This window comes from Nocardioides kribbensis, from assembly GCF_015070375.1.
GTDB classification, from domain to species: domain Bacteria; phylum Actinomycetota; class Actinomycetes; order Propionibacteriales; family Nocardioidaceae; genus Nocardioides; species Nocardioides kribbensis.
In genome coordinates, this window is sequence record NZ_JADCLL010000009.1 from 1 (window position 1) to 20615 (window position 20615).

Here is a 20615-nt window from a genome sequence, read left to right on the forward strand (position 1 = left end):
ACCCGTTCGCCGCTCGTGTACCCCCGAAGAGGCCTTACCGCTCGACTTGCATGTGTTAAGCACGCCGCCAGCGTTCGTCCTGAGCCAGGATCAAACTCTCCGTTGAAAAACAACACCCCACACCCACAAAGGACGCAAGGAAAAAGAGATGCCTGACAAGAACAAAACCCTGACATGATGTCAGAATCATTGTCTTACCAAAGAAACCATCAACCAACCCCCAAAAAGGAGATCAGCCAACGGGGCATAACAAACTAATTCGTCGACTATGACACACTGTTGAGTTCTCAAGAATCAGACGCACACCGTCCCAGACCGTTTCCGACCCGGCGGCGGGGCTTGCGTTGCTAACGTTAGCGGAGCGAATTCTGCGGCGCAAACTCGCGCTTTTCGCATTCAATTCCGCTCACCACGCACACTACTGATCGCGGCTTTCGGCTTCCGCTCGAGGCGGTGGCCGTCTGCTCGCGATGCAGGCGTGAGGGTGGTCGACCCGGGGCCGGGAACCCGATCCAGACCGGATCTTGTCCCCCGCCGCTCCCTGGCGACAGATGGAACGTTAGGCGACCTGTCCCCGCAGCGCCAAATCGAACGGGCGTGACGGCGGGCACAGGCCCCTGACGGCGCTCGGAACAGGGCTCGGCGAAGCGCTCAGAACGGCGCTGGCGACCCGACGACGTCGCGCGCGTCGGCCACCCGCCGGCAGCCCGCGAGACGCATGGCCTCGACCAGCTCGGCCCGGATCCGGTCCTGCAGCCGGCCCACGCCGTGCTCCCCCTCGACGAGTGCCCACAGGGGCAGGCGGCCCAGGAACGCGGCGTCGGCTCCGAGGCCGAGAGCGGCGAGCACGTCGGTGCCGGAGCCGAGGCCGCCGTCGACGTAGACCTCGGCGTCCTCGTCGGCGAGCTCCCGCACGATCGCGGGCAGCGCGCGCGCCGGCGCCACCGCGCGGTCGAGCTGGCGTCCGCCGTGGTTCGACACCCAGACGGCGGCCGCACCGGCCTGGACACAGCGGCGCGCGTCGTCGGCACGCAGCACCCCCTTGGCGACGACCGGCAGCCCGGTGCGCTCGGCGAGCCAGTCGAGGTCGTGCGGCCCGAGGTCGAGGGCCTTCTCGGCACCGGGCTGCGTGTCGTGGCCCTCGTCGAAGTTGACCCGGGTGAACGCGGGGTCCACGACGTCCCAGACCCGGTCGCCGGCCGGCTCCCAGGACCCCACCACCGGGGTGTCGACCGTGAGCACGACGGCCCGGGCGCCGGCCGCCACCGCGCGCTCGAGCAGCGGCAGGGCGAGGGTCCGGTCGGAGGGGAGGTAGACCTGGAGCCACCAGGCGACCCCGGTGGCCGCGATGTCGGCGAAGGTCGACCCGGCGTTGCTGCTCACGACCATGAGGCCACCGGCCGCGGCCGTCGCGCGGGCCATCGCGAGCTCGCCGTCAGGGTGGACCGCACGCTGGAGCGAGGTGGGAGCGACGCCCACCGGTGTCTCGAGCCGGGTGCCGAGGACCTCGGTGGCGAGGTCGACGTCGGTCACGTCGTGCAGCACGTGGGGCAGGAACCGCACGTCGCGCCAGGCCGCCGCGGCCTCGTCGCGGCTGGTGCCGGCTCCGGCGCCGTGCGCGACGTACTCGTGCACGGGGGCGGGCAGGGACGCGCGGGCGCGCGCCTCGAGCCCGTCGACCCAGGACCTCGGCACCCCGACCACCTCAGACGACCTCGACGCCCTTGAAGCTCTTCTTGCCCTTGCGCAGCACCAGCCAGGTGCCGCCCACCAGGTCGTCGGAGGACGGCACGTGGTCGGGGTCGGTGACGCGGACGTTGTTGACGTAGGCCCCGCCCTCGGTGACGGTGCGGCGGGCCTCACCGCGACTCTTGGCCAGCCCGGCGCTCACCAGGAGGTCGAGGACGCCGGGCAGCCCGTCGGCCCGGTCGAGCCGCACGCTGCCGGCCTCCCGCAGCGCGGCGCCCAGGGTGTCGGCGCTGAGGCCGCCCATGTCGCCGCCGCCGAACAGCGCCGCCGACGCCGCCTGGATCCGGGCGGTCTCCTCGGCACCGTGCACCAGCGTGGTGACGTGCTCGGCCAGGGCCTTCTGACCGGCCCGCAGGAAGGGCTTCTCGGCGTGCTGGGCCTCCAGGGCCTCGATCTCGGCCCGCGGGAGGAAGGTGAAGATCCGCAGCAGCTCGCCGACCTTCTCGTCCTCGACGTTGAGCCAGAACTGGAAGAAGGCGTAGGGCGAGGTCAGGTCCGGGTCGAGCCACAGGGCGCCGCCCTCGGTCTTGCCGTACTTGGTGCCGTCGGTCTTGGTGATGAGCGGGGTGGCGAAGGCGTGCACGGACGCGCCGTCGGCACGACGCACGAGCTCGACCCCGCCGGTGAGGTTGCCCCACTGGTCGGAGCCGCCGAACTGCAGCGTGACGCCGTGGTCGCGGAAGAGCGCGAGGTAGTCCATCGACTGCAGCAGGACGTAGCTGAACTCGGTGTAGCTGATGCCCGACTCGAGGCGTCGGCGCACCGTGTCGCGGGCCAGCATGCGGTTGACCGGGAAGTGCTTGCCGATGTCGCGCAGGAAGTCGATGACCGAGAGTCCGCCGGTCCAGTCGAGGTTGTTGACCATCGTCGCTGCGTTGTCGCCCTCGAAGGAGAGGAACGGCTCGATCTGGGCCCGGACCCGCTGGACCCAGTCGGCGACCGTGTCGGCGGAGTTCAGGGTCCGCTCGCCGGAGTCGCGCGGGTCGCCGATCATGCCGGTCGCGCCGCCGACCAGGAGGTAGGGCGTGTGGCCGGCGTCCTGGAGGCGGCGCGCGGTGAGGATCTGGACCAGGTTGCCGAGGTGGAGGCTGGGCGCCGTGGGGTCGAAGCCGACGTAGTACCGCACGCTCCCGGCCGCCAGCGCCTCGCGCAGGGCGTCGAGGTCCGTCGTGTGGGCGAGGAGTCCGCGCCACGCGAGGTCGTCGGGGAGGGAGGGGTCGAGGGGCACGTCGGGCCTTTCGGGACGGACGGCGGGCGGGTCCCGCCGGGACAAGCCTGCCGCACGAGGACCACCGGCGCCCACCCGCCCACCCCGTCGGAGGATGAGCGACGCCGCCGCAGCGCCTATCGTGGCGCGCCAGGAGGTCAGACGTTGATCGCAGGCAGGTACACCCTCGACCGGGAGGTCGGGCGAGGGGGCATGGGCGCCGTGTGGCTCGGCCGCGACGAGGTGCTCGGACGCCAGGTGGCGGTCAAGCGGATCGGGCTGGCGCCGGGCGCCAGCGACGCCGACCTCCACCGCGCCGAGCGCGAGGCCAAGCTGGCGGCCCGGCTCAACCACCCCCACGTGGTGGCGGTCTTCGACCTCGTCGACGAGGGCGACCAGCAGTGGCTGGTGATGGAGTACGTCGAGGGCACCAACCTCTCCGGGCTGCTGCGGGACCGGGGCCGCCTCACCCCCGACCAGGCGGCGCCGCTGCTGGGACAGGCCGCCGACGCCCTCGCCGCGGCGCACGCCGCGGGCATCGTGCACCGCGACGTGAAGCCGTCGAACATGCTGGTGACCGACGAGGGCCACCTCAAGCTGTCGGACTTCGGCATCGCGCGCGCCGAGGCCGACCCGTCGCTGACCCAGACCGGCCTGGTGACGGGGTCGCCGGCCTACCTGGCGCCCGAGGTGGCCTCCGGGTCGACCGCGACCGACCGCAGCGACGTGTGGTCGCTCGGCGCCTCCCTCTACCACGCGCTGTCGGGCCACCCGCCCTACGAGGTCAAGGACAACGTGCTCGGCGCGCTCTACCGCATCGTGCACGAGGACCCTCCGCGGCTCGACGACGCCGGCTGGCTGGCCCCGCTGCTCGAGCACACGATGACCCACGACCCGGCCGAGCGCTGGCCGATGCACCGGGTGCGGGACTTCCTCGCCGCCGGGCCGGGCTCGGCCGAGACCGCCGTGCTCCCCCGTGCCGGCTCCGGTGAGACCCAGCGGCTCTCGGTGCTCCCGCCCGTCTCGACGGGCGTGGCCCCCGTGGTCACCCCCGCCGCGGCGGCGGCCGCGACCGGGGGCCGGGCGGAACGCCCCCGGCGTGCGGGCCGGGTGCTGGCGGCAGCGCTGGCCCTCGTGGCCATCGCCGCGGTCACGGGGCTCGCCTTCGTGCTCGGCAACGACCGCGCCACCGAGCAGCCCGCCACCGCGGCCCCGGGCTCGGGGGGCAGCGCCTCGGGCAGCCCTGAGGCCTCGCCGTCGGGGTCGCCGTCGGGGTCGCCCTCCGGCTCCCCCTCGCCGACGGCGCAGCCGCGGCCCACCGCGGCGTCGATGACCGCCTTCGTCGACCAGTACATCCCCCTCGCCGCCTCCGACCCCGAGTCGGCGTTCGCCATGCTGACCCCGGCCTTCCAGCAGGCCAGCGGCGGGCTCGAGGGCTACCTGGGCTTCTGGGGCACGGTGCGGCGTGCCGAGGTGCTCGACGTGAGCGCCGACCCCGCGGCGGGCACGGTCAGCTACGTCTACCGGCGTCAGACCGAGGCGGGCGGCGGGCCCGTCGAGGAGTCGGTGACCCTCCAGCTGCAGCAGCAGTCCGACGGCAGCTACCTGATCGCCGGCGACCTGAGCTGAGCCCTATCGTGGGGCCCACCAATCGACGCCCGGGGGGACCTCACGTGCAACCGGTGGATCTCTACCGCGACATCGTGGAGTCCTCCCCCGACGGGGTCTGGGTGGTCGACCTCGAGGGGCGCACGGTCTACGCCAACCGGGTCATCGCCCGCATGTGCGGCGTGCCGGAGCACGAGGCCATGGCGATGGACCTGCGCGAGGCGCTCGACCCCGGCGGGGTCGCCGACTTCGAGGCGCACCTGGCCGAGCTGCGCGAGGGCCGGGTGCGGGAGGCGCCGGTGGAGGTGCAGCTGCTGCGGCGCGACGGGGGCGTGCTGTGGACCCTGACCCGGGAGAGCCCGCTGCGCGACGAGCGGGGGCGCCTGACCCGCGTGATCTTCACCTTCACCGACTACACCGAGCGGCGGGCGACCACCGAGGCCCTGCGCACCAGCGAGGCCAGCCTCGCCGAGGCCCAGCAGATCGCCCGCATCGGTGGCTGGCACTGGGACCTCGACAGCGGCCTGGTCACCGCCTCTCCCGCGCTGCTCGCGCTCTACGGGCTGCCCCAGGACGAGCCGCTGACCGACGTCGAGGGCTTCCTCGCCCGGGTGCACCCCGACGACCGGGCCGACGTCGAGCACGCGGTCTCCCAGGCCCTCGCCGGGCCCGAGGACCTGGCGTTCGTGGCCCGGATGCGGGCCGGGGAGGGCTGGGTCTGGACGAAGGGGCGCGGCCGCGTGCACGAGGCGGACGGGCGCCGGTGGATGGCCGGCACCCACCAGGACGTCACCGAGGCCCACGAGACCGAGCTGGCGCTGCAGGACCAGGTCGCCCAGAACGCCCTCATGCAGACCGTCGCCAGCGCCGCCAACCAGGCGAGGACCCTGGAGGAGGTGCTGCTCCAGGCGCGGTCGCTGGTGCTGCTGCACGACGACTGGGTGCGCGGGCGCGCCTTCGTGCCGGTGGCGGACAGCGACGACCTCGCCCCGCTGCACCGCGGCGAGGTCGAGACCGCGGAGGACCTGAGCACCCCGGTCGAGACGGCCAACGAGCTCGCCCTGGCCCGGCGGGTCCTGCGCGAGCGGCGACCGCGGTGGGACGACGCCCGGCTCACCATCGGCTTCCCGGTCACGCTGGACGACGAGGTCTGCGCGGTCGTCACCCTCACCAGCGACCCGCCGCTCTACCGCCACGCCATGATCGAGGCGATGGTGGGGCTGGTCGCGGGCCAGCTGGGGCGCGTCGCCGAGCGCGAGCGCGACGACCGCGCCCTCGCGGCGGCCCGCGACGAGGCGATGGCCGCGTCGCTGCAGAAGTCGGAGTTCCTGGCCACGATGAGCCACGAGATCCGCACCCCCCTCAACGGCGTCATCGGCCTCACCGACCTGCTGCTGCGCTCGGGCCTGGAGACACGGCAGCAGCGCCTGGCCTCCGGCGTGCAGGTGGCGGGACGCGCCCTGCTCGGCGTCATCAACGACATCCTCGACTTCTCCAAGATCGAGGCCGGGCGGCTCGAGCTGGAGACCCTCGACTTCGAGGTGCGGCTCGTGCTCGACCAGGTCGTCGGGGTGCTGGCCGAATCGGCGCGCACGCGCGGGCTCGACCTGTCGGTGTCCTGCCACCCCGACGTGCCGGTGGTGCTCGCCGGCGACCCGACCCGGCTCGCGCAGGTGCTCACCAACCTGGTCTCCAACGCGGTGAAGTTCACCGAGACCGGCGGGGTGGCCGTGCGCGTCACCGCCGCGCCGACGACGGGGCCCGCGGGCGACGGCGGGGTGCGCCTGGCGGTCTCGGTGAGCGACTCGGGGGTCGGGGTCGACCCGAGCGAGCTCGACCACCTCTTCGAGCCCTTCACCCAGGCCGACGCCAGCACGACCCGGGTCTACGGCGGCACCGGTCTGGGCCTGGCCATCTCCCGCGAGATCGTCCACGCGATGGGAGGGGACATCACCTACGCCCCGCGCGACGGGGGCGGCAGCGTCTTCTCCTTCTCGGTGCCGCTGCGGGAGGCGGCCGGGGACGGCATCGACCCCGCCGAGGTCGAGGCCCGGACCCTGCTGTCGGGGCACCGGGTGCTGGTCGTCGACGACGTGGGCGCGAACCGGCTGATCCTCGAGGAGCAGCTGAGCTGGTGGGAGATCAGCACGGTCGGGGCGGCGTCGGCCGCCGAGGCCCTGGACGAGCTCGCCCGCGCCCGTGCCGCGGGCGACCCCTTCGACGCCGTCGTGCTCGACCTGGTCATGCCCGGGGTCGACGGCCTCGGCCTGGCCCGCGCGGTGCGGTCCGACCCGGCGTGGGACGGGGTGCGGCTGCTCGTGCTCACCTCCACCCCGGCCGTCGCCCCCGAGGAGCTCGACGCCGCCGGCGTCGACGACTGGCTGGTCAAGCCCGTCGTCACCGGGGTCCTGCGCTCCACCCTCGTGCAGCTGCTGGGCTCGGCCACCTCCGGGGCGGCCGGCGACGGCGCCGGCCAGGACGCCGGCGAGAGCCGCACCCGCGAGCAGGACGACCCGGCCGTGCTCGGTCGGGTGCTCGTGGTCGAGGACAACGCGGTCAACCAGATGGTCGCCACGGGTCTGCTCGAGGCGCTGGGCTTCGAGGTCGTCACCGTCGACGACGGGGCCGAGGGGGTCGCCCGCGCCGCCGCGGAGGACTGGGACGTCATCCTCATGGACGTGCAGATGCCGCACATGGACGGCTACGCCGCCACCCGCGCCATCCGCGCCGCCGAGTCCGGTGCGCGCCGCCCCATCGTGGCCATGACGGCCGCGGCGGTGGAGGGTGAGCGCGAGCGCTGCCTCGAGGCCGGCATGGACGACTTCCTCACCAAGCCCGTCGACCCGACCGCCCTGGCGGCCACCCTCGGTCGCTGGCTGGGCGTCGAGGTCGAGATGCCCACCGCGCTGCGCCGCTCCGCCGCGCCGCAGGCGGTGGCGCAGCTCGACCTCGACCGGCTCGAGATGCTGCGCGAGGTCGACGAGGACGGCACCTACCTGGCCCGTGCCATCGGCAACTTCGTCACCAACGGCACCGAGACGCTCAGCCGGCTGCGGACGCTGTTGGCGCAGGACGCCGATCCGGCCGAGGTGCGCGGCTGCGCGCACAAGCTCGTGGGCGGCGCGCTCAACCTCGGCGCCCGCGACGCCGCCGAGGCCCTGCGTCGGGTCGAGCACGTGGCCGAGTCGGGCACCACGGAGGGCATCGAGGCGCTGCTGCCCGACGTGGAGGCCGAGCTGGCGCGGGCCGGGGCCGCCATGCTCGCCTGGCGCGACGCGACCCTGGGCTGAGCCCGGGCCGGTCAGCGGTCGGGGTCGGGAGGCGGCGGGCGGCGCTCCGGGCGCTCCCGGGGCAGGTCGCTCTCCGCCAGCGCGCCGTGGTTGGCGACCACGCTGGCCACCGGCGGGATCACCGCCGCCACCACGCTCATCACCACCGCCGCCGAGGTCGACCACAGCCGGACGACGTTCCAGGCGAGCACGACCAGCACGAGGCAGGTGCCCATCAGCACCAGGTAGACCCGTCGTCGTCGCGCACGCTGCACGGCCCCGACGTTACGCCTGCCGCACCGGGCAGCCGGCGACCCCCGGCACAGGCCGGGTGCCGAGCGCAGCCACGTCGAAGCCGTCGGGGTAGGAGCGCACGTAGGGCAGGTCGTTGACGGTGCGCGCGCTCGTGCGGCTCGGGAACGCCCGCAGCAGCAGGCCGCGCGCCTTGAGCGCGCCGCGGGAAGCGGCCACGACGGCGGCCGGGGGCGCGGCGTACTGGAGGGCCGAGCGCAGCGGCGGATCCATGAGCGCGCGACTGAAGACCTCGACCGCCCGCGCGGCGGGGCGGGGGTAGAAGGTCAGCATCAGCCCGAGCGTGGCGTCGGCGACCCGGCGGGCGCCGGCGTCGGGGGCGAAGTGGACGGCCTCGTAGTCGTCGAGCAGCCGCTCGAAGCCGGCGTAGTCCTCCGGGACGTCGCGGATGCCGAGGTGGCGGCCGAGCTCACGGTAGTAGTTGACCGACGCCCGCAGCTCACCGTCGGTGAGCCGGCGCCAGCCGTAGTCGTCGACCCAGCGCTTGGGCACGACCACGAAGGTCGACAGCACGTAGCGCATCTCGTGCTCGGGGATGTCGTAGGAGCGGTGCATCTGGTTGATGCGCCGCACGGCCGTGCGGGCCTCGGGGTGCTCGAAGCCGCGGAGCAGCGGCACCTCCAGCAGCAGCCCGGTGTCGTCGTAGCGCTTCTGCACCGCCCCGGTGAACTGGCCGGTCTCGTCGAGGAGGCGACCGATGCCCGGCACGGCGTAGGTGCGGAAGAGCGCGAAGGAGAGGGCCTGGTTCATGTCCCAGGGCAGGTCGTAGGTGACGACGTTGCGGTAGATCTCGACGAAGTCGGTCTCGGGGTCGAGGCGGTCGTTGACCCGCCGCCAGTGGTCGCGGCCCACGCCGCCGAAGCGCTGCCCGCGCCAGGTGAAGGTCCTCATGGAGCCAAACTAGAGCACCTGCTCCAGTCGCGCTAGGGTCGTCGGCGTGAGGACCCCCGTGCAGTCGCGCAGCGAGTCGTCGGCCGACCGCATGCTCGCCGCGGCCCTCGACCTGCTGGCCGAGGGCGGGCTGGCGGCGGTGACGATCGCCGCCGTGGCCCGCCGGGCCGGCACCTCCAACGGCTCGCTCTACCACCGCTTCGGCGACCGCACCGGACTCCTGGTGGCCGCCCAGGCCCGCGCGCTGGCCCGGATCGAGGCGGCGACCGCCGCGTCGTTCGCCGCCGCCGACGCCGAGCCCGACGACGACCGCGCCGTGGGGCTGCTCGCCCGCGCCGCGCTGGGGATCTTCGCCACCGAGCGCGCTCCCCTGCGGACCTTCCTCGTCGAGGGACGCAGCGACCCCCGGCTGGGCCCGCCCGCCACGGCGGCGACCCACCGCCTCGGCGACACGGTGAGCGGGTGGCTGGTGGAGCGCTTCGCGACCACGCCGGAGCAGGCCGGCGCGGCCTGGCGGGTGCTGTTCGCACTCGGGGCGAGCCAGGCGCTCTTCGACGACGGGCAGGTCGCGGCCCGGCCGCTCGACGGCGACGTGCTGGGCGAGGCGCTGGCCAGGGCCGTGCTCGCGGTCGTGCGGGACCGCCCCGCCGGCTGAGCCGGCCGGGTCGCGGCTAGAGCGTGCCGTCGCCGACGAGGTCGACCAGGTCGGCCACGGACTCGAAGACCCGGGTGGGCCGGTAGGGGAAGGTCTCGACCTGGTCGGCGCGGGTCGAGCCGCTGGTGACCAGCACCGTGCGCAGCCCCGCCTCGAGGCCGCTGATGATGTCGGTGTCCATCCGGTCGCCGACCATCACCGTGGTCTCGGAGTGCGCGTCGATGCGGTTGAGGGCGCTGCGCATCATGAGCGGGTTGGGCTTGCCGATGAAGTAGGGCTGCCGCCCGGTGGCGGTGCTGATGAGCGCGGCCACCGAGCCCGTGGCGGGGAGCATGCCCTGCTGGGAGGGCCCGCTGGGGTCGGGGTTGGTGGCGATGAAGCGGGCGCCGTCGGCGATGAGCCGGATCGCGCGGGTGATGGCCTCGAAGGAGTAGGTGCGGGTCTCGCCGAGCACGACGTAGTCGGGGTCGCGGTCGGTCATGACGTAGCCGATGTCGTGCAGCGCCGTGGTCAGGCCGGCCTCGCCGACGACGTAGGCCGTGCCGCCGGGGCGCTGGTCGGCCAGGAACTGCGCGGTCGCCAGCGCCGAGGTCCAGATGGCGCCCTCGGGCACGTCGATCCCGCTGCCGAGCAGACGGGCACGCAGGTCGCGCGGGGTGTAGATCGAGTTGTTGGTGAGCACCAGGAAGCCCAGGCCGGAGGCCTTGAGCCGCTCGATGAACTGCTGGGCGCCCGGGATGGGCACCTCCTCGTGCACCAGCACGCCGTCCATGTCGGTGAGCCAGGTCTCGACGGCCCGCTCCGGGTGGGCGCTCACGGCGCGGGGGTCTCGAGGCGGAAGCCGACGCCGCGCACGGCCACGACCTTCTCGGTGACGCCGACGCTCTCCAGCTTCTGGCGCAGCCGGCCGATGGTGACGTCGAGGGTCTTCGTCGAGCCGTACCAGTTCTCGTCCCACACGTCGGCCATCAGCCGGCCGCGGGAGACCACCTTGTCGCGCTGGGCGGCGAGGATGCTGAGCACGTCGAACTCCTTGCCGGTGAGCGGCACCTCGACGTCGCCGGCGTAGACCCGGCGCGCGCCGACGTCGATGCGCAGCCCGTCGTGGGCGGGCTCGGGCTCGCGGACCGCCGTGGTGCGGCGCAGCAGCGCCCGCACCCGCGCCTGGAGCTCGGCCAGGCCGAAGGGCTTCGCGACGTAGTCGTCGGCGCCGTAGTCGAGCCCGACGACGCGGTCGAGCTCGGCCGCGCGGGCGGTGACGATCATGATCGCGCCGCCGAAGCCGGCCTCGCGCGCGCGGCGGCAGACCTCCAGGCCGTCCATGTCGGGCAGGCCGAGGTCGAGGATCACCACGTCGGCCGGGACCGCCGTCGCGCCGCCGGCGAGGTCCTCGAGGGCCTTCTGCCCGCTGTCGACCCAGACGACGTCGTAGCCCTCGCGCTCGAGGGTGCGGACCAGGGGGAACGCGATGTCCTCCTCGTCCTCGACGACCAGAACCCGCGGCATGTGCCCACCCTAAGGCCAGGCGGGCCGCTCAGGTGGCAGGGGCGAACAGGTCGCCGAGGTCGGCGACGCGGTCGAGGACCTCCTCGAAGCGCAGCTGCTCCAGGCCGAGCGGGTCCTCGGCTCCCGCCTCGACCTCCGCCCAGGTCACCGGGGCGGCGACGGTGGGCCGCTCGCGCCCGCGCAGGGAGTACGGCGAGACCGTCGTCTTGGAGCCGGCGTTCTGCGACCAGTCCAGGAACACCTTGCCGCCGCGCCGGGCCTTGGTCATGGTCGCCGTGACCAGCCGCGGCACGCGCGCCTGGAGCGCCTCGGCGACCTCCTTGGCCAGCGCGGTGGAGTCGTCGGGACGCATCCGGCCCGGCAGGTCGGCGTAGAGGTGCAGGCCCTTGCTGCCGCTGGTGACGGGGCGCACCGCCAGGTCGTGACCCGCCAGCTCCTCGCGCACCAGCATCGCGACCTGGCAGCACTCGTGCAGGCCGGCCGGCTCGCCGGGGTCGAGGTCGACGACGAGGCGGTCGGCGTTGCGCGGGCGCCCGTTGCGGCCCACCGTCCACTGGTGGACGTGGAGCTCGAGGGCGGAGAGGTTGGCCAGCCACGTCAGGGTGGCCAGGTCGTCGACGACGGGGAAGACCACCGTGTCGCCGTGGCGGCTCGGGCCGCGGGTGCCGGTGGTGGGCACCCGGGCGGTGCGGACCCACGACGGGGTGCCCGCGGGGGCGTTCTTCTCGTAGAAGCTCCCGTCGGCGACGCCGTGCGGCCACCGGATGCGGGTCACCGCCCGGTCGGCGAGGTGCGGCAGCAGCACCGGGGAGACCCGGGCGTAGTAGTCGAGGACCTCGCCCTTGGTGGTGCCGGTCGCGGGGTACATCACCTTGTCGAGGCTGGACAGGGTCAGCGTGCGGCCGTCGACCTCGACGCGCACCTCCTGGCGCTCGGGGCTCACCGGTCCTCCCCCGGGGCCGGCGCGACGACGTCCTGCGGAGCCAGGTCGGGGCGCAGGCCCTGGTACGACGGCTGGCGCAGCCGCTGGGCCCGCGAGGTGTGGTGGGTGTCGACGTCGACCACCAGCCGCGGCTCCACCCACCGGGTGCCGCGGGCGTCGACCCGCGGCACCTCGTCGGCGAACGGGCTGTCGCCCCGTGCGAGCGGGGCGAGCGCCTCGGCGAGCAGGGCGGAGGCCCGCCCGCCGATGCCGCTGCCCACCCGACCGCGGTAGAGCAGGCCGTCGCGGGTGGGCTCGCCCACCAGCAGCGCACCGAGCCGGTCGGTCGTGCCCTCCTGGGGCCGCCAGCCGCCCACGACGTAGGACAGCCGGTGGCGGTGGGCCCGCTTGAGCCAGTGCGGGCTGCGCTCGCCCGGGGTGTAGCGCGAGGTCAGCCGCTTGCTGACGATGCCCTCCAGCCCCTGCGCCCGCGTCGCCTCGGCGAGCATCTCGCCGTCGTCGTAGGTCGGCGGGACCTGCCACGTGCCGCCGAGGCCGTCGGCGACCAGGTCCTCGAGCAGCTCGCGACGCCGGGCGAGCGGCTCGCCGGTGAGGTCGGCCCCGTCGAGGCGCAGGACGTCGAAGACCATGAGCAGCGCGGGCACCTGCTCGGCCAGGCGGGCGGCCGTCGCGGCGCGGCGTACGTGCATCCGGTCCTGGAGCACGCGGAAGTCGGGCAGGCCCGCGTCGTTCATCGCGATGATCTCGCCGTCGAGGAGGACGTCGCGGCGCCCCAGCGGCGCGTCGACCAGGTCGGGCCAGGCCGGGGTGATGGCGTTGTCGTTGCGGCTGGTCAGGCGGGTGGAGCCGCCGGCGGTGTCGACGAGCGCCCGCACGCCGTCCCACTTCACCTCGTGGACCCACCCCGGGCCGGTCGGCACGTGGTCGGCCTTCGTGGCCAGCATCGGCAGCATGCGGCCATCCTGGCGCACCCGCCCCCGGCCGGCAGCACCCCGCGCGGGGTGATGACGCGCAGGCGGCGGAGGGGAATACTCGGCGCATGCGAGCCATCTGGAAGGGCGCCGTCTCCTTCGGCCTGGTCAACGTGCCGGTGAAGCTCTACGCCGCCACCGAGTCCCACGACGTCTCCTTCCGCCAGGTGCACGTCGCCGACGGGGGCCGCATCCGCTACCAGCGGATCTGCTCGGTCGACGGCGAGGAGGTGCCCTACAGCGAGATCGCGAAGGGCTACGAGACCGAGGACGGCGAGATGGTCGTGCTCACCGACGACGACATGGCCGAGCTGCCCGCGTCGTCCTCGCGCGAGATCGCGGTCGAGAAGTTCGTGCCGAGCGACCAGATCGACCCGATGCTCTTCGAGAAGAGCTACTACCTCGAGCCGGAGAAGTCCGGCGCCAAGCCCTACGCCCTGCTCCGCCAGGCCCTCGTCGACGCCGACCGGATGGCCGTGGTCACGGTGGCGCTGCGCCAGCGGACCTCCATCGCCGTGCTGCGGGTGCGCGAGGACGTGATCGTGCTCCAGACCATGATGTGGCCCGACGAGATCCGCACCCCCGACTTCTCCGTCGAGCCCGGCGAGGTCAAGGACAGCGAGGTCGCGATGGCCACGATGCTGGTCGAGACCCTGGCCGGGGACTTCGACACCGCGGAGTTCGAGGACGACTACGCCGGGGCCGTCGAGGCCCTGGTGAAGGCCAAGATCGAGGGCGGCGAGCTCACGCGCACCGCCACCTCGACCAAGTCCTCCGGCGAGGTCGTCGACCTGCTGGCCGCCCTGCAGCGCTCGGTCGACGCCGCCAAGAGCGCCCGGGGCGACGCGGGCCCGGCCTCGCCGCCGGCGGGGAAGACCACGAAGAAGACCACGAAGAAGGCTGCGAAGAAGACCACGACGAAGGCCACGGCCACGAAGGGCACCACGAAGAAGAGCACCGCGAAGAAGACCCCGGCCGCCAAGACCGCCGCCAAGCGCACGACGCGCAAGGCGGCGGCCCCCCAGGCCAGCTGAGGGCTCAGCCCCGGGCCGCCGCCAGGTCGCGGAGGCGGGCCGAGCACTCCGCGGCGACCGCGCGCGCCAGCGCCGCCGCGTCGTCGTCGGCGCGCTCGGGCACGACGTGGTGCACCGTGCCGTCGCGCAGCAGGTCGACGGCGCGGACCTGCTGGTGCTCCGACATCTCGGCCGCGTGGCCGGTGTCGCCGCGGTGCACGATCGCGCTGGCGCCCTCGGGTGGCAGCGGGGAGAGCCAGGCGCTCTCGGCTGCGACGACCACCTGCGCGGGCAGCAGCGCGAGCGCCCCTCCCCCGCAGCCCTGGCCGAGCACCACCGACAGGGTGGGCACGGTCATGGTGGTCATCGTGGCGATGCACCGGGCGATCTCGCCCGCGATCGCACCCTCCTCCGCACGCTGGGACAGCTCCGCGCCCGGGGTGTCGATAACGGTGACCAGCGGCAGGCCGAGCTCCTCGGCCAGCCGCATGGCGCGCCGGGCCTCGCGCAGCGCGCCCGGCCCCATCGGGGTGGCGGGGGTCTGACGCGTGCGGTCCTGACCCACGACGACGCACGGCTGGCCGTCGAGACGGGTCAGCGCGACGATCACGGTGTGGTCGTGCTCGCCCTCGTCGGTGCCGCGCAGGCGCAGCGTGCGCGACCCGGCGTGGCGCAGCAGGTCGCGCACCCCCGCGCGGCCCGGTGCCCGGGTGCGCTCGATGGCGGCCCAGGCCGAGGCGTCGGGATCGGGCTCGCCGGTGCGGCGCGGCAGCGCCGGCTCGTCGGGGGCGTCGACCAGCACCGCCAGGGCCTGGTCGACCAGGGCGGGCAGCTGCTCGGCCGGCACGACGGCGTCGATGACGCCACGGTCGGCGAGGTTCTCCGCGGTCTGCACACCGCTCGGGAAGGGCTCGCCGTTGAGGGCCTCGTAGACCTTCGGGCCCAGGAAGCCGACCAGCGCGCCGGGCTCGGCGACCGTGACGTGGGCCAGCGAGCCCCAGGAGGCGAAGACCCCGCCCATGGTGGGGTTGCGCAGGTAGACGAGGTACGGCAGCCCCGCAGCCCGGTGGGCCATGATCGCGCGGGAGATCTCGACCATCTGCACGAAGGCGGGGGTGCCCTCCTGCATGCGGGTGCCGCCGGAGGCCGTCGTCGCGAGCAGGGGCAGCCCCTCGGCGGTGGCGCGGCGTACGGCGGAGGCGATCCGGTCGGCCGCGGCGCGACCGATGGAGCCGGCCAGGAACCCGAACTCGTTGGCCACGACCGCGACGGGCCGCCCGTGCATCGTGCCGCGGCCGGTGACCACCGACTCGTCGGTGCCGGCCTTCTGCGCGGCGCGCTCGAGCGCCGCGCGGTAGTCGGCGGAGTGCCCGGAGATGTCGATGGGAGCGTCCCACGACTCGTAGGAGCCGTCGTCGAGCACCAGCTCGAGCAGCTGGTGGGCGGTCCAGCGCTCGCTCACGCCTCCTCCTCCAGCCACGCGCGGAGGGCGGCGCCGTGCTCGTCGAGCACCGGCGGCGCGGCGTGGTCGCGCCGGGTCACCTCGGTGCCGTCGCCGGCGAAGAAGCGCAGCGGCGGGCCGGGCAGCGAGACCGTGCCGAGCGTGGAGTGCTCGACGTCGACGACCAGCCCCTGGCTGAGGGTCTGGTCCCAGGTGTAGACCTCGTCGAGGGTGCGGACCTTGCCGGCCGGCACCCCGACCTCGGCCAGCCGGGCGAGCAGGGGCTCGCTGTCCCAGTCGGCGAAGACCGACTCGACCAGGGCCACGACCTCCTCCCGCACGGCGACGCGCTCGGGGTTGGTGGCCAGGCCCTCGGCCTCCGGGTCGAGTCCGAAGCCGGCGCAGAAGCGGCGCCACAGGCCCTCGCTGCCCAGCGCGATCTGCACCGCGCCGTCGCGGCAGCGGAACAGGCCGTAGGGCGAGATCGAGGGGTGGTGGTTGCCCTGGGCGCGGCCGACCTCGCCGGCCACGGTCCAGCGGGTGCCCTGGAAGGCGTGCACGCCGACCAGCGAGGCCAGCAGGGAGGTGCGCACGACGCTGCCGCGCCCGGTGCGGTGGCGCTCGTTGAGGGCGGCCAGCACGCCGTAGGCGCCGTACATGCCCGAGAGGAGGTCGGCGATGGGCGTGCCGACGCGCTGGGGGTCGTCGGGCCCGGAGCCGGTGAGCGACATCAGCCCGGCCTCGCCCTGGGCGATCTGGTCGTAGCCGGCCCGCCCGCCCTCGGGGCCGTCGTGGCCGAAGCCGGTGATGGAGAGCACCACGAGACGCGGGTTGCGCCGCTGCAGCTCCTCGATGCCCAGGCCGAGCCGCTCGAGGACGCCGGTGCGGAAGTTCTCCACCAGCACGTCGGCGCGGTCGACCAGTCGCAGCAGGACCTCGCGGTCGCCGCCCTCGCTGTCGTCCTTGAGGTCGAGGGCGATCGACTCCTTGTTGCGGTTGGCGGAGAGGAAGTACGTCGACTGCCGCTGGTCGGGCTCGCCCACGAAGGGCGGGCCCCAGCCGCGGGTGTCGTCGCCGCCCTGCGGGGTCTCCACCTTGACCACGCGGGCGCCGAGGTCGCCCAGCATCATCGTGGCGTGGGGGCCGGCCAGGGCGCGGGTCAGGTCGACGACGAGCACGTCGGACAGGGGGGTGCCGCTGGGGCCGGCACCGGGGGTCCGGCCGGGGGTCTGCTCGGAGGTCTGGTCGGGGGTCTGGTCGGTCATCGGTGTGGTCGTCCCTCTCACCAGTGCGGCAGCACGAGCGCGGCCCAGACCAGGAGCGGTCCGAGGACGACCACGATCACGCTGTAGGTCAGGATCTGCTTGTAGTAGACGGGCTCGCTGATGGTGTCGGGCCGGTTGGCCAGCATCAGGGCGCCGTTGGTCGAGAACGGGCTCACGTCGACGATGGTCGAGGAGACCGCGAGGGCCGCCACGAAGAGCGCGGCGTTGATGCCGCCGTCGGCGATGAGCGGCACCGCGATCGGGATGATCACCGGCAGCAGCGCCGTGGAGGAGGCGAAGGCCGAGACCACGCCACCGACGTAGCAGAGGATCAGCGCGCCGAGCGCGGCCGCACCCAGGCCGGCGGCCCACGTGCCGACGAACTCCGGCGAGCCCGCGGTGGTGAGGATCGTGGCGTAGGTGCTCACGCCCGCGACGAGGAGCACGGTGGGCCAGGCGACCTGCTTGACGGCGTCCTTGTGCTGGTTGGGCGAGAGCATGGCCAGGATGACCGCGGCCGTGATGGCCACGAAGCCGATGTTCTTGTCGAAGGCCAGCGCGATGACCGCGACCGCGACGAAGGCGACGAGCGTCAGCACCTGGTCGCTGCGCACACCCAGCGACTGCGTCGGCGTCGCGGTGGTGGCGCCCGTGCCGCGGGCCGGGATCGAGGCGCCGCCACGGTGGAGGTCCTCGGTGAGGGTGTCGGGTCCCTGGGCCTCGTCGGCGTCGATGCGGCGGCTGACGAGCTCGCGACCGCCGAGGACGGCGAAGAGCACGACCGCGAGCAGGAAGTTGACGATCAGGCTGGAGAGGAACACCACGATCTCGTTGGAGGGCAGACCGGCGTCCTCCATCACCGAGTTGGTGATGATGCCGTAGATGCTGATCGGCGAGAACCCGCCGGCCTGCGCGCCGTGGACGACGAACATGCCCATCATCAGCGGGCTGATGCGGTAGCGACCGGCGAACCCGAGGGCGATCGGGCCGATGATGGCGCAGGCGGCCGGGCTGGCCGCCCCGATCGCGGTCAGCAGCGCGGTCACGAAGAACATCACCCAGGGGATGAGCGCGACGCGCCCGCCCACCGCCCTGACCGCGCTGCGCACGATGAGGTCGACGGTGCCGTTGTTCCTCGCGATCGCGAAGAGGTAGGTGACGCCGATCAGCGTGAGAATCAGGTCACCGCTGACCCCGGCCAGGATCTCCTTCTCGTCGAGCTCCAGGGCGTACATGCCCACCAGCCACGCGGCGACGTAGGCCAACGCTCCCATGTTGATCGGCAGCAGCGTGCCGATGACGAACAACGCGACGAGCGCGATGATCGCTACCCATTCCGGTCCCATCAGGTCCCTCTCTCCCGAGCCCGCCGTCCCGGTGACCGCGATCACATCTGGCTCAGTGGCCTAGCCAATAGCCCAGTGACCCATTAGTCAATACGCTGGCCGCATGTCCGACGCCGCCTTCCCGCGCCGCCTCGCCCGCACCCGCCTCTACGAGCAGGTCGCGGAGCAGATCACCGGGTGGGTGCAGGAGAACGGGCTCGTCGCCGGCGACCGGCTGCCGCCCGAGCGCGAGCTCGCGACCAGGCTGGGGGTGAGCCGGGCGACGCTGAGCCAGGCCCTGGTGGCCCTCGAGGTCATCGGCGTCGTCGCGGTGCGCCACGGCGACGGCACCGTGGTGACCGGCTCGCCGGGCTCCTCGGGCGTGCCGGCCACCACCCGCATCACCGACGCCATCCGCGCCCACGCCGACCGGCTGCCCGAGATCCTCGAGACCCGCGACGCGCTCGAGACCAAGATCGCCTCGCTCGCGGCGGCGCGCCGCACCGACGACGACCTCGCGCGCATCCGCGACGCCCTCGCCGCCATGGAGGCCGACATCGCCGCCGGCGGGCGCGGCGTCGAGGGCGACGAGCGCTTCCACGGCGCCGTCACCGCGGCCGCCCACTCGCTGCTGCTGGCCCGGCTGATGGGCGAGATCGGCGACCTCGTCCGCGAGTCGCGCATCGAGTCGCTCTCCCAGCCCGGGCGACCCCGCGACTCCCTCGCGGGCCACCGCGCGATCGCCGACGCCATCGCCGCGGGCGACCCCGTCGCCGCCGCGGCGGCCATGCACCGCCACGTCGAGATGGTCAGCGACGTCGCCGTCCTGCGCGACGAGGAGCGGTGAGCGGGCTCGAGCAGCTGGCCGTGCTCGTGGCCGGCCTCGGGGCCGGCGTGCTCACCTCGACGGTGGGCGTCGCGTCGTTGCTCAGCTTCCCGGTGCTGCTGGCCGTGGGCCTGCCGCCGGTGGTGGCCAACGCCTCCAACACCGTGGGCCTCCTCCCGGGCGCGGTGAGCGGGTCGGTCGGCTACCGCGCCGAGCTGCGCGTCCACCCGCGGCTCACCTGGTCGGTGCTGCTGGCCTGCGGCTCCGGCGCGGTGGCCGGGGCCTTCCTGCTGCTCTCGCTGCCGGCCGAGGTCTTCGGGGCGGTGGTGCCGTGGCTGATCCTCTTCACGTGCCTGCTGGTGGGCGTCCAGCCGCGCCTCTCGGCCCGGCTGCGGTCGCGCCACGACGGCGGGACCCCCGTCGACCGCACCGCGATGTCGCGCACCACCCGCGTCTTCTGCGCCCTCACCGGCGTGTACGGCGGCTACTTCGGCGCCGGCTCCGGGGTGATGGCGATGGCCGTGCTCGGCCTGGGACTCGACGTGGAGATGCGCGTGCTCAACGCCCTGAAGACGCTGGCGGTGATGGCCGGCAACCTCGTGGCCGGGGCGATCTTCGTCGCGGTCGCCGACCTCGACTGGACCGCGGTCGGGCTGCTCGCCCTCGGCTCGGTGGGCGGCGGCTACGTCGGCGCCCGGATCGGCCGGCGCCTGCCGCCGACCGTGCTGCGCGCCCTCGTCGTGGCCGCGGGCGTGGCCGCCGCCGTCGGGCTGCTGGTCTAGGGGCGGTCGGAGCCGCGCGCCGCGGCGGAGTCGGGGAAGCGCGCGTCGACGAGGGAGAACACCGCGTCGGAGAGCCGCGGGGCGGCGATGGTGACGATCTCGCCCAGCCGGCCCGCGAGGGTGTCGACGGTGACCGGGCGGTCCTCCAGCGCCCGCACGACCCGCGCCCCGGCCCTCTCGGGGGTCTCCCCCCGGCCGGCGTAGGCCTCCGTGGGGGCGATCATCGGGGTGCGGACCAGCGCGAAGCGCATGGCGGTGAAGGCGACGCCGTCGGCGTAGGTCTCGCGCCCGGCGATGCGGCCCCAGGTGTCGAGCGCGGTCTTGGAGGCGATGTAGGCGGAGAACTTCGGCGCCTTGACCTGCACGCCCCAGGTCACGACGTTGACCACGTGGCCGAAGCCCTGGGCCCGCATCGCGGGGAGCAGGCCCATGGTCAGCCGCACCGGGCCGAGGTAGTTGACCGCCATCGTGCGCTCCACGTCGTGCAGCCGGTCGTGGCTCAGGCGCAGCGAGCGGCGGATCGAGCGACCGGCGTTGTTGACCAGGTGGTCGACGGCGCCGTGCTCGGCCAGCACCTGCGCGACGAGGGCGTCGACGGCGTCGGGGTCGGTGAGGTCGCAGGGATAGGTCGCGGCCCGGCCGCCGGCCGCTTCGATCGTCTCCTGCACACGCGCCAGCTCCTCGGCCCGACGGGCGACGAGCAGCACCGTGGCGCCCTTGGCCGCGGCCTGCACCGCGGTGGCCTCGCCGATGCCGGAGGAGGCGCCGGTGACGAGCACGACCCGCCCGGCCAGGGGGCTGGGGAAGCCCAGCAGACGACGGACGCGGGAGACGGGCGTGGTCAGCAGCACC

At 74.0% G+C, this 20615-nt stretch carries 18 protein-coding genes and 1 rRNA gene; 6 read left to right on the forward strand and 13 right to left on the reverse strand.

Annotated elements, in window-relative coordinates; translation table 11 throughout:
• From IR170_RS17105 to tyrS, 3 genes are all read right to left on the reverse strand, one after another.
• Positions 1-106 (reverse strand): 16S ribosomal RNA (locus IR170_RS17105); the annotation flags it as partial.
• 545 nt (positions 107-651) lie between these two features.
• A complete protein-coding gene (locus tag IR170_RS17110) occupies positions 652-1695 on the reverse strand; it encodes an alpha-hydroxy acid oxidase (RefSeq protein WP_319805139.1) in 1044 nt (347 codons plus the stop codon).
• A 10-nt stretch (positions 1696-1705) separates the two neighbouring features.
• Positions 1706-2977 (reverse strand): tyrosine--tRNA ligase, encoded by a 1272-nt coding sequence (tyrS, locus tag IR170_RS17115; RefSeq protein ID WP_193666139.1) that lies wholly within the window; start codon positions 2975-2977, stop codon positions 1706-1708.
• A 144-nt stretch (positions 2978-3121) separates the two neighbouring features.
• On the opposite strand from tyrS, the gene IR170_RS17120 reads away from it, so the two are divergent.
• Together IR170_RS17120 and IR170_RS17125 are read left to right on the forward strand one after the other, a co-directional pair.
• Positions 3122-4585 carry a serine/threonine-protein kinase gene (locus IR170_RS17120; RefSeq protein WP_193666142.1) on the forward strand — a complete coding sequence of 488 codons (1464 nt, stop codon included), beginning with the start codon at positions 3122-3124 and terminating at the stop codon, positions 4583-4585.
• A 53-nt stretch (positions 4586-4638) separates the two neighbouring features.
• On the forward strand, positions 4639-7854 hold the full coding sequence (locus IR170_RS17125) for a hybrid sensor histidine kinase/response regulator (RefSeq protein ID WP_193666145.1): 3216 nt from the start codon (positions 4639-4641) through the stop codon (positions 7852-7854).
• Positions 7855-7865: 11 nt separating this feature from the next.
• On the opposite strand, the gene IR170_RS17130 is transcribed toward IR170_RS17125, so the two are convergent.
• Together IR170_RS17130 and IR170_RS17135 are read right to left on the reverse strand one after the other, a co-directional pair.
• On the reverse strand, positions 7866-8108 hold the full coding sequence (locus IR170_RS17130) for a DUF3099 domain-containing protein (protein WP_056865880.1): 243 nt from the start codon (positions 8106-8108) through the stop codon (positions 7866-7868).
• A 10-nt stretch (positions 8109-8118) separates the two neighbouring features.
• Complete coding sequence (locus IR170_RS17135; RefSeq protein WP_193666147.1) at positions 8119-9036, reverse strand: oxygenase MpaB family protein; 918 nt, start codon at positions 9034-9036, stop codon at positions 8119-8121.
• A gap of 46 nt (positions 9037-9082) precedes the next feature.
• Between IR170_RS17135 and IR170_RS17140 the strand changes: the two genes are divergently transcribed.
• The gene (locus tag IR170_RS17140) at positions 9083-9691 is read left to right on the forward strand and encodes a TetR/AcrR family transcriptional regulator (protein ID WP_193666149.1); all 609 of its coding nucleotides are present in this window, start codon (positions 9083-9085) and stop codon (positions 9689-9691) included.
• A gap of 16 nt (positions 9692-9707) precedes the next feature.
• Here the strand turns inward: IR170_RS17140 and IR170_RS17145 are convergent, their stop codons facing one another.
• From IR170_RS17145 to ligD (IR170_RS17160), 4 genes are read right to left on the reverse strand one after another with little or no spacing between them, the layout of a single operon-like run.
• Complete coding sequence (locus IR170_RS17145) at positions 9708-10463, reverse strand: HAD-IIA family hydrolase (RefSeq protein WP_193666298.1); 756 nt, start codon at positions 10461-10463, stop codon at positions 9708-9710.
• Between the two features lie 41 nt (positions 10464-10504).
• Positions 10505-11197: a response regulator transcription factor gene (locus IR170_RS17150; protein WP_193666150.1), complete on the reverse strand. Its 693-nt coding sequence runs from the start codon at positions 11195-11197 to the stop codon at positions 10505-10507.
• 28 nt (positions 11198-11225) lie between these two features.
• Entirely contained in the window at positions 11226-12140 is a 915-nt protein-coding gene (gene ligD, locus IR170_RS17155; protein WP_319805140.1) for a non-homologous end-joining DNA ligase, read from the reverse strand.
• A complete protein-coding gene (gene ligD / locus IR170_RS17160; protein WP_193666151.1) occupies positions 12137-13093 on the reverse strand; it encodes a non-homologous end-joining DNA ligase in 957 nt (318 codons plus the stop codon). Before ligD (IR170_RS17160) ends, ligD (IR170_RS17155) begins: the two co-directional genes overlap by 4 nt.
• A gap of 86 nt (positions 13094-13179) precedes the next feature.
• Between ligD (IR170_RS17160) and ku the strand changes: the two genes are divergently transcribed.
• Positions 13180-14145: a non-homologous end joining protein Ku gene (ku, locus tag IR170_RS17165; protein ID WP_193666153.1), complete on the forward strand. Its 966-nt coding sequence runs from the start codon at positions 13180-13182 to the stop codon at positions 14143-14145.
• A 4-nt stretch (positions 14146-14149) separates the two neighbouring features.
• On the opposite strand, the gene IR170_RS17170 is transcribed toward ku, so the two are convergent.
• From IR170_RS17170 to IR170_RS17180, 3 genes are read right to left on the reverse strand one after another with little or no spacing between them, the layout of a single operon-like run.
• Positions 14150-15586, reverse strand: a complete 1437-nt coding sequence (locus IR170_RS17170) for a carboxyl transferase domain-containing protein (protein WP_193666155.1) — start codon at positions 15584-15586, stop codon at positions 14150-14152.
• Positions 15583-16830 (reverse strand): CaiB/BaiF CoA transferase family protein, encoded by a 1248-nt coding sequence (locus IR170_RS17175; RefSeq protein ID WP_193666157.1) that lies wholly within the window; start codon positions 16828-16830, stop codon positions 15583-15585. The genes IR170_RS17170 and IR170_RS17175 overlap by 4 nt, the downstream gene beginning before the upstream one ends.
• 17 nt (positions 16831-16847) lie before the next feature.
• Positions 16848-18176 (reverse strand): SLC13 family permease, encoded by a 1329-nt coding sequence (locus IR170_RS17180; RefSeq protein ID WP_193666160.1) that lies wholly within the window; start codon positions 18174-18176, stop codon positions 16848-16850.
• 103 nt (positions 18177-18279) lie between these two features.
• Here IR170_RS17180 and IR170_RS17185 point away from each other — a divergent pair, with 103 nt between their 5' ends.
• Positions 18280-19002, forward strand: coding sequence for a FadR/GntR family transcriptional regulator (locus IR170_RS17185; RefSeq protein ID WP_193666162.1), 723 nt, complete (start codon positions 18280-18282; stop codon positions 19000-19002).
• Entirely contained in the window at positions 18999-19763 is a 765-nt protein-coding gene (locus IR170_RS17190; RefSeq protein WP_193666164.1) for a sulfite exporter TauE/SafE family protein, read from the forward strand. The genes IR170_RS17185 and IR170_RS17190 overlap by 4 nt, the downstream gene beginning before the upstream one ends.
• Here IR170_RS17190 and IR170_RS17195 read toward each other — a convergent pair.
• Complete coding sequence (locus tag IR170_RS17195) at positions 19760-20614, reverse strand: SDR family NAD(P)-dependent oxidoreductase (RefSeq protein WP_193666166.1); 855 nt, start codon at positions 20612-20614, stop codon at positions 19760-19762. The genes IR170_RS17190 and IR170_RS17195 overlap by 4 nt on opposite strands.
• Position 20615 lies beyond the last annotated feature (1 nt).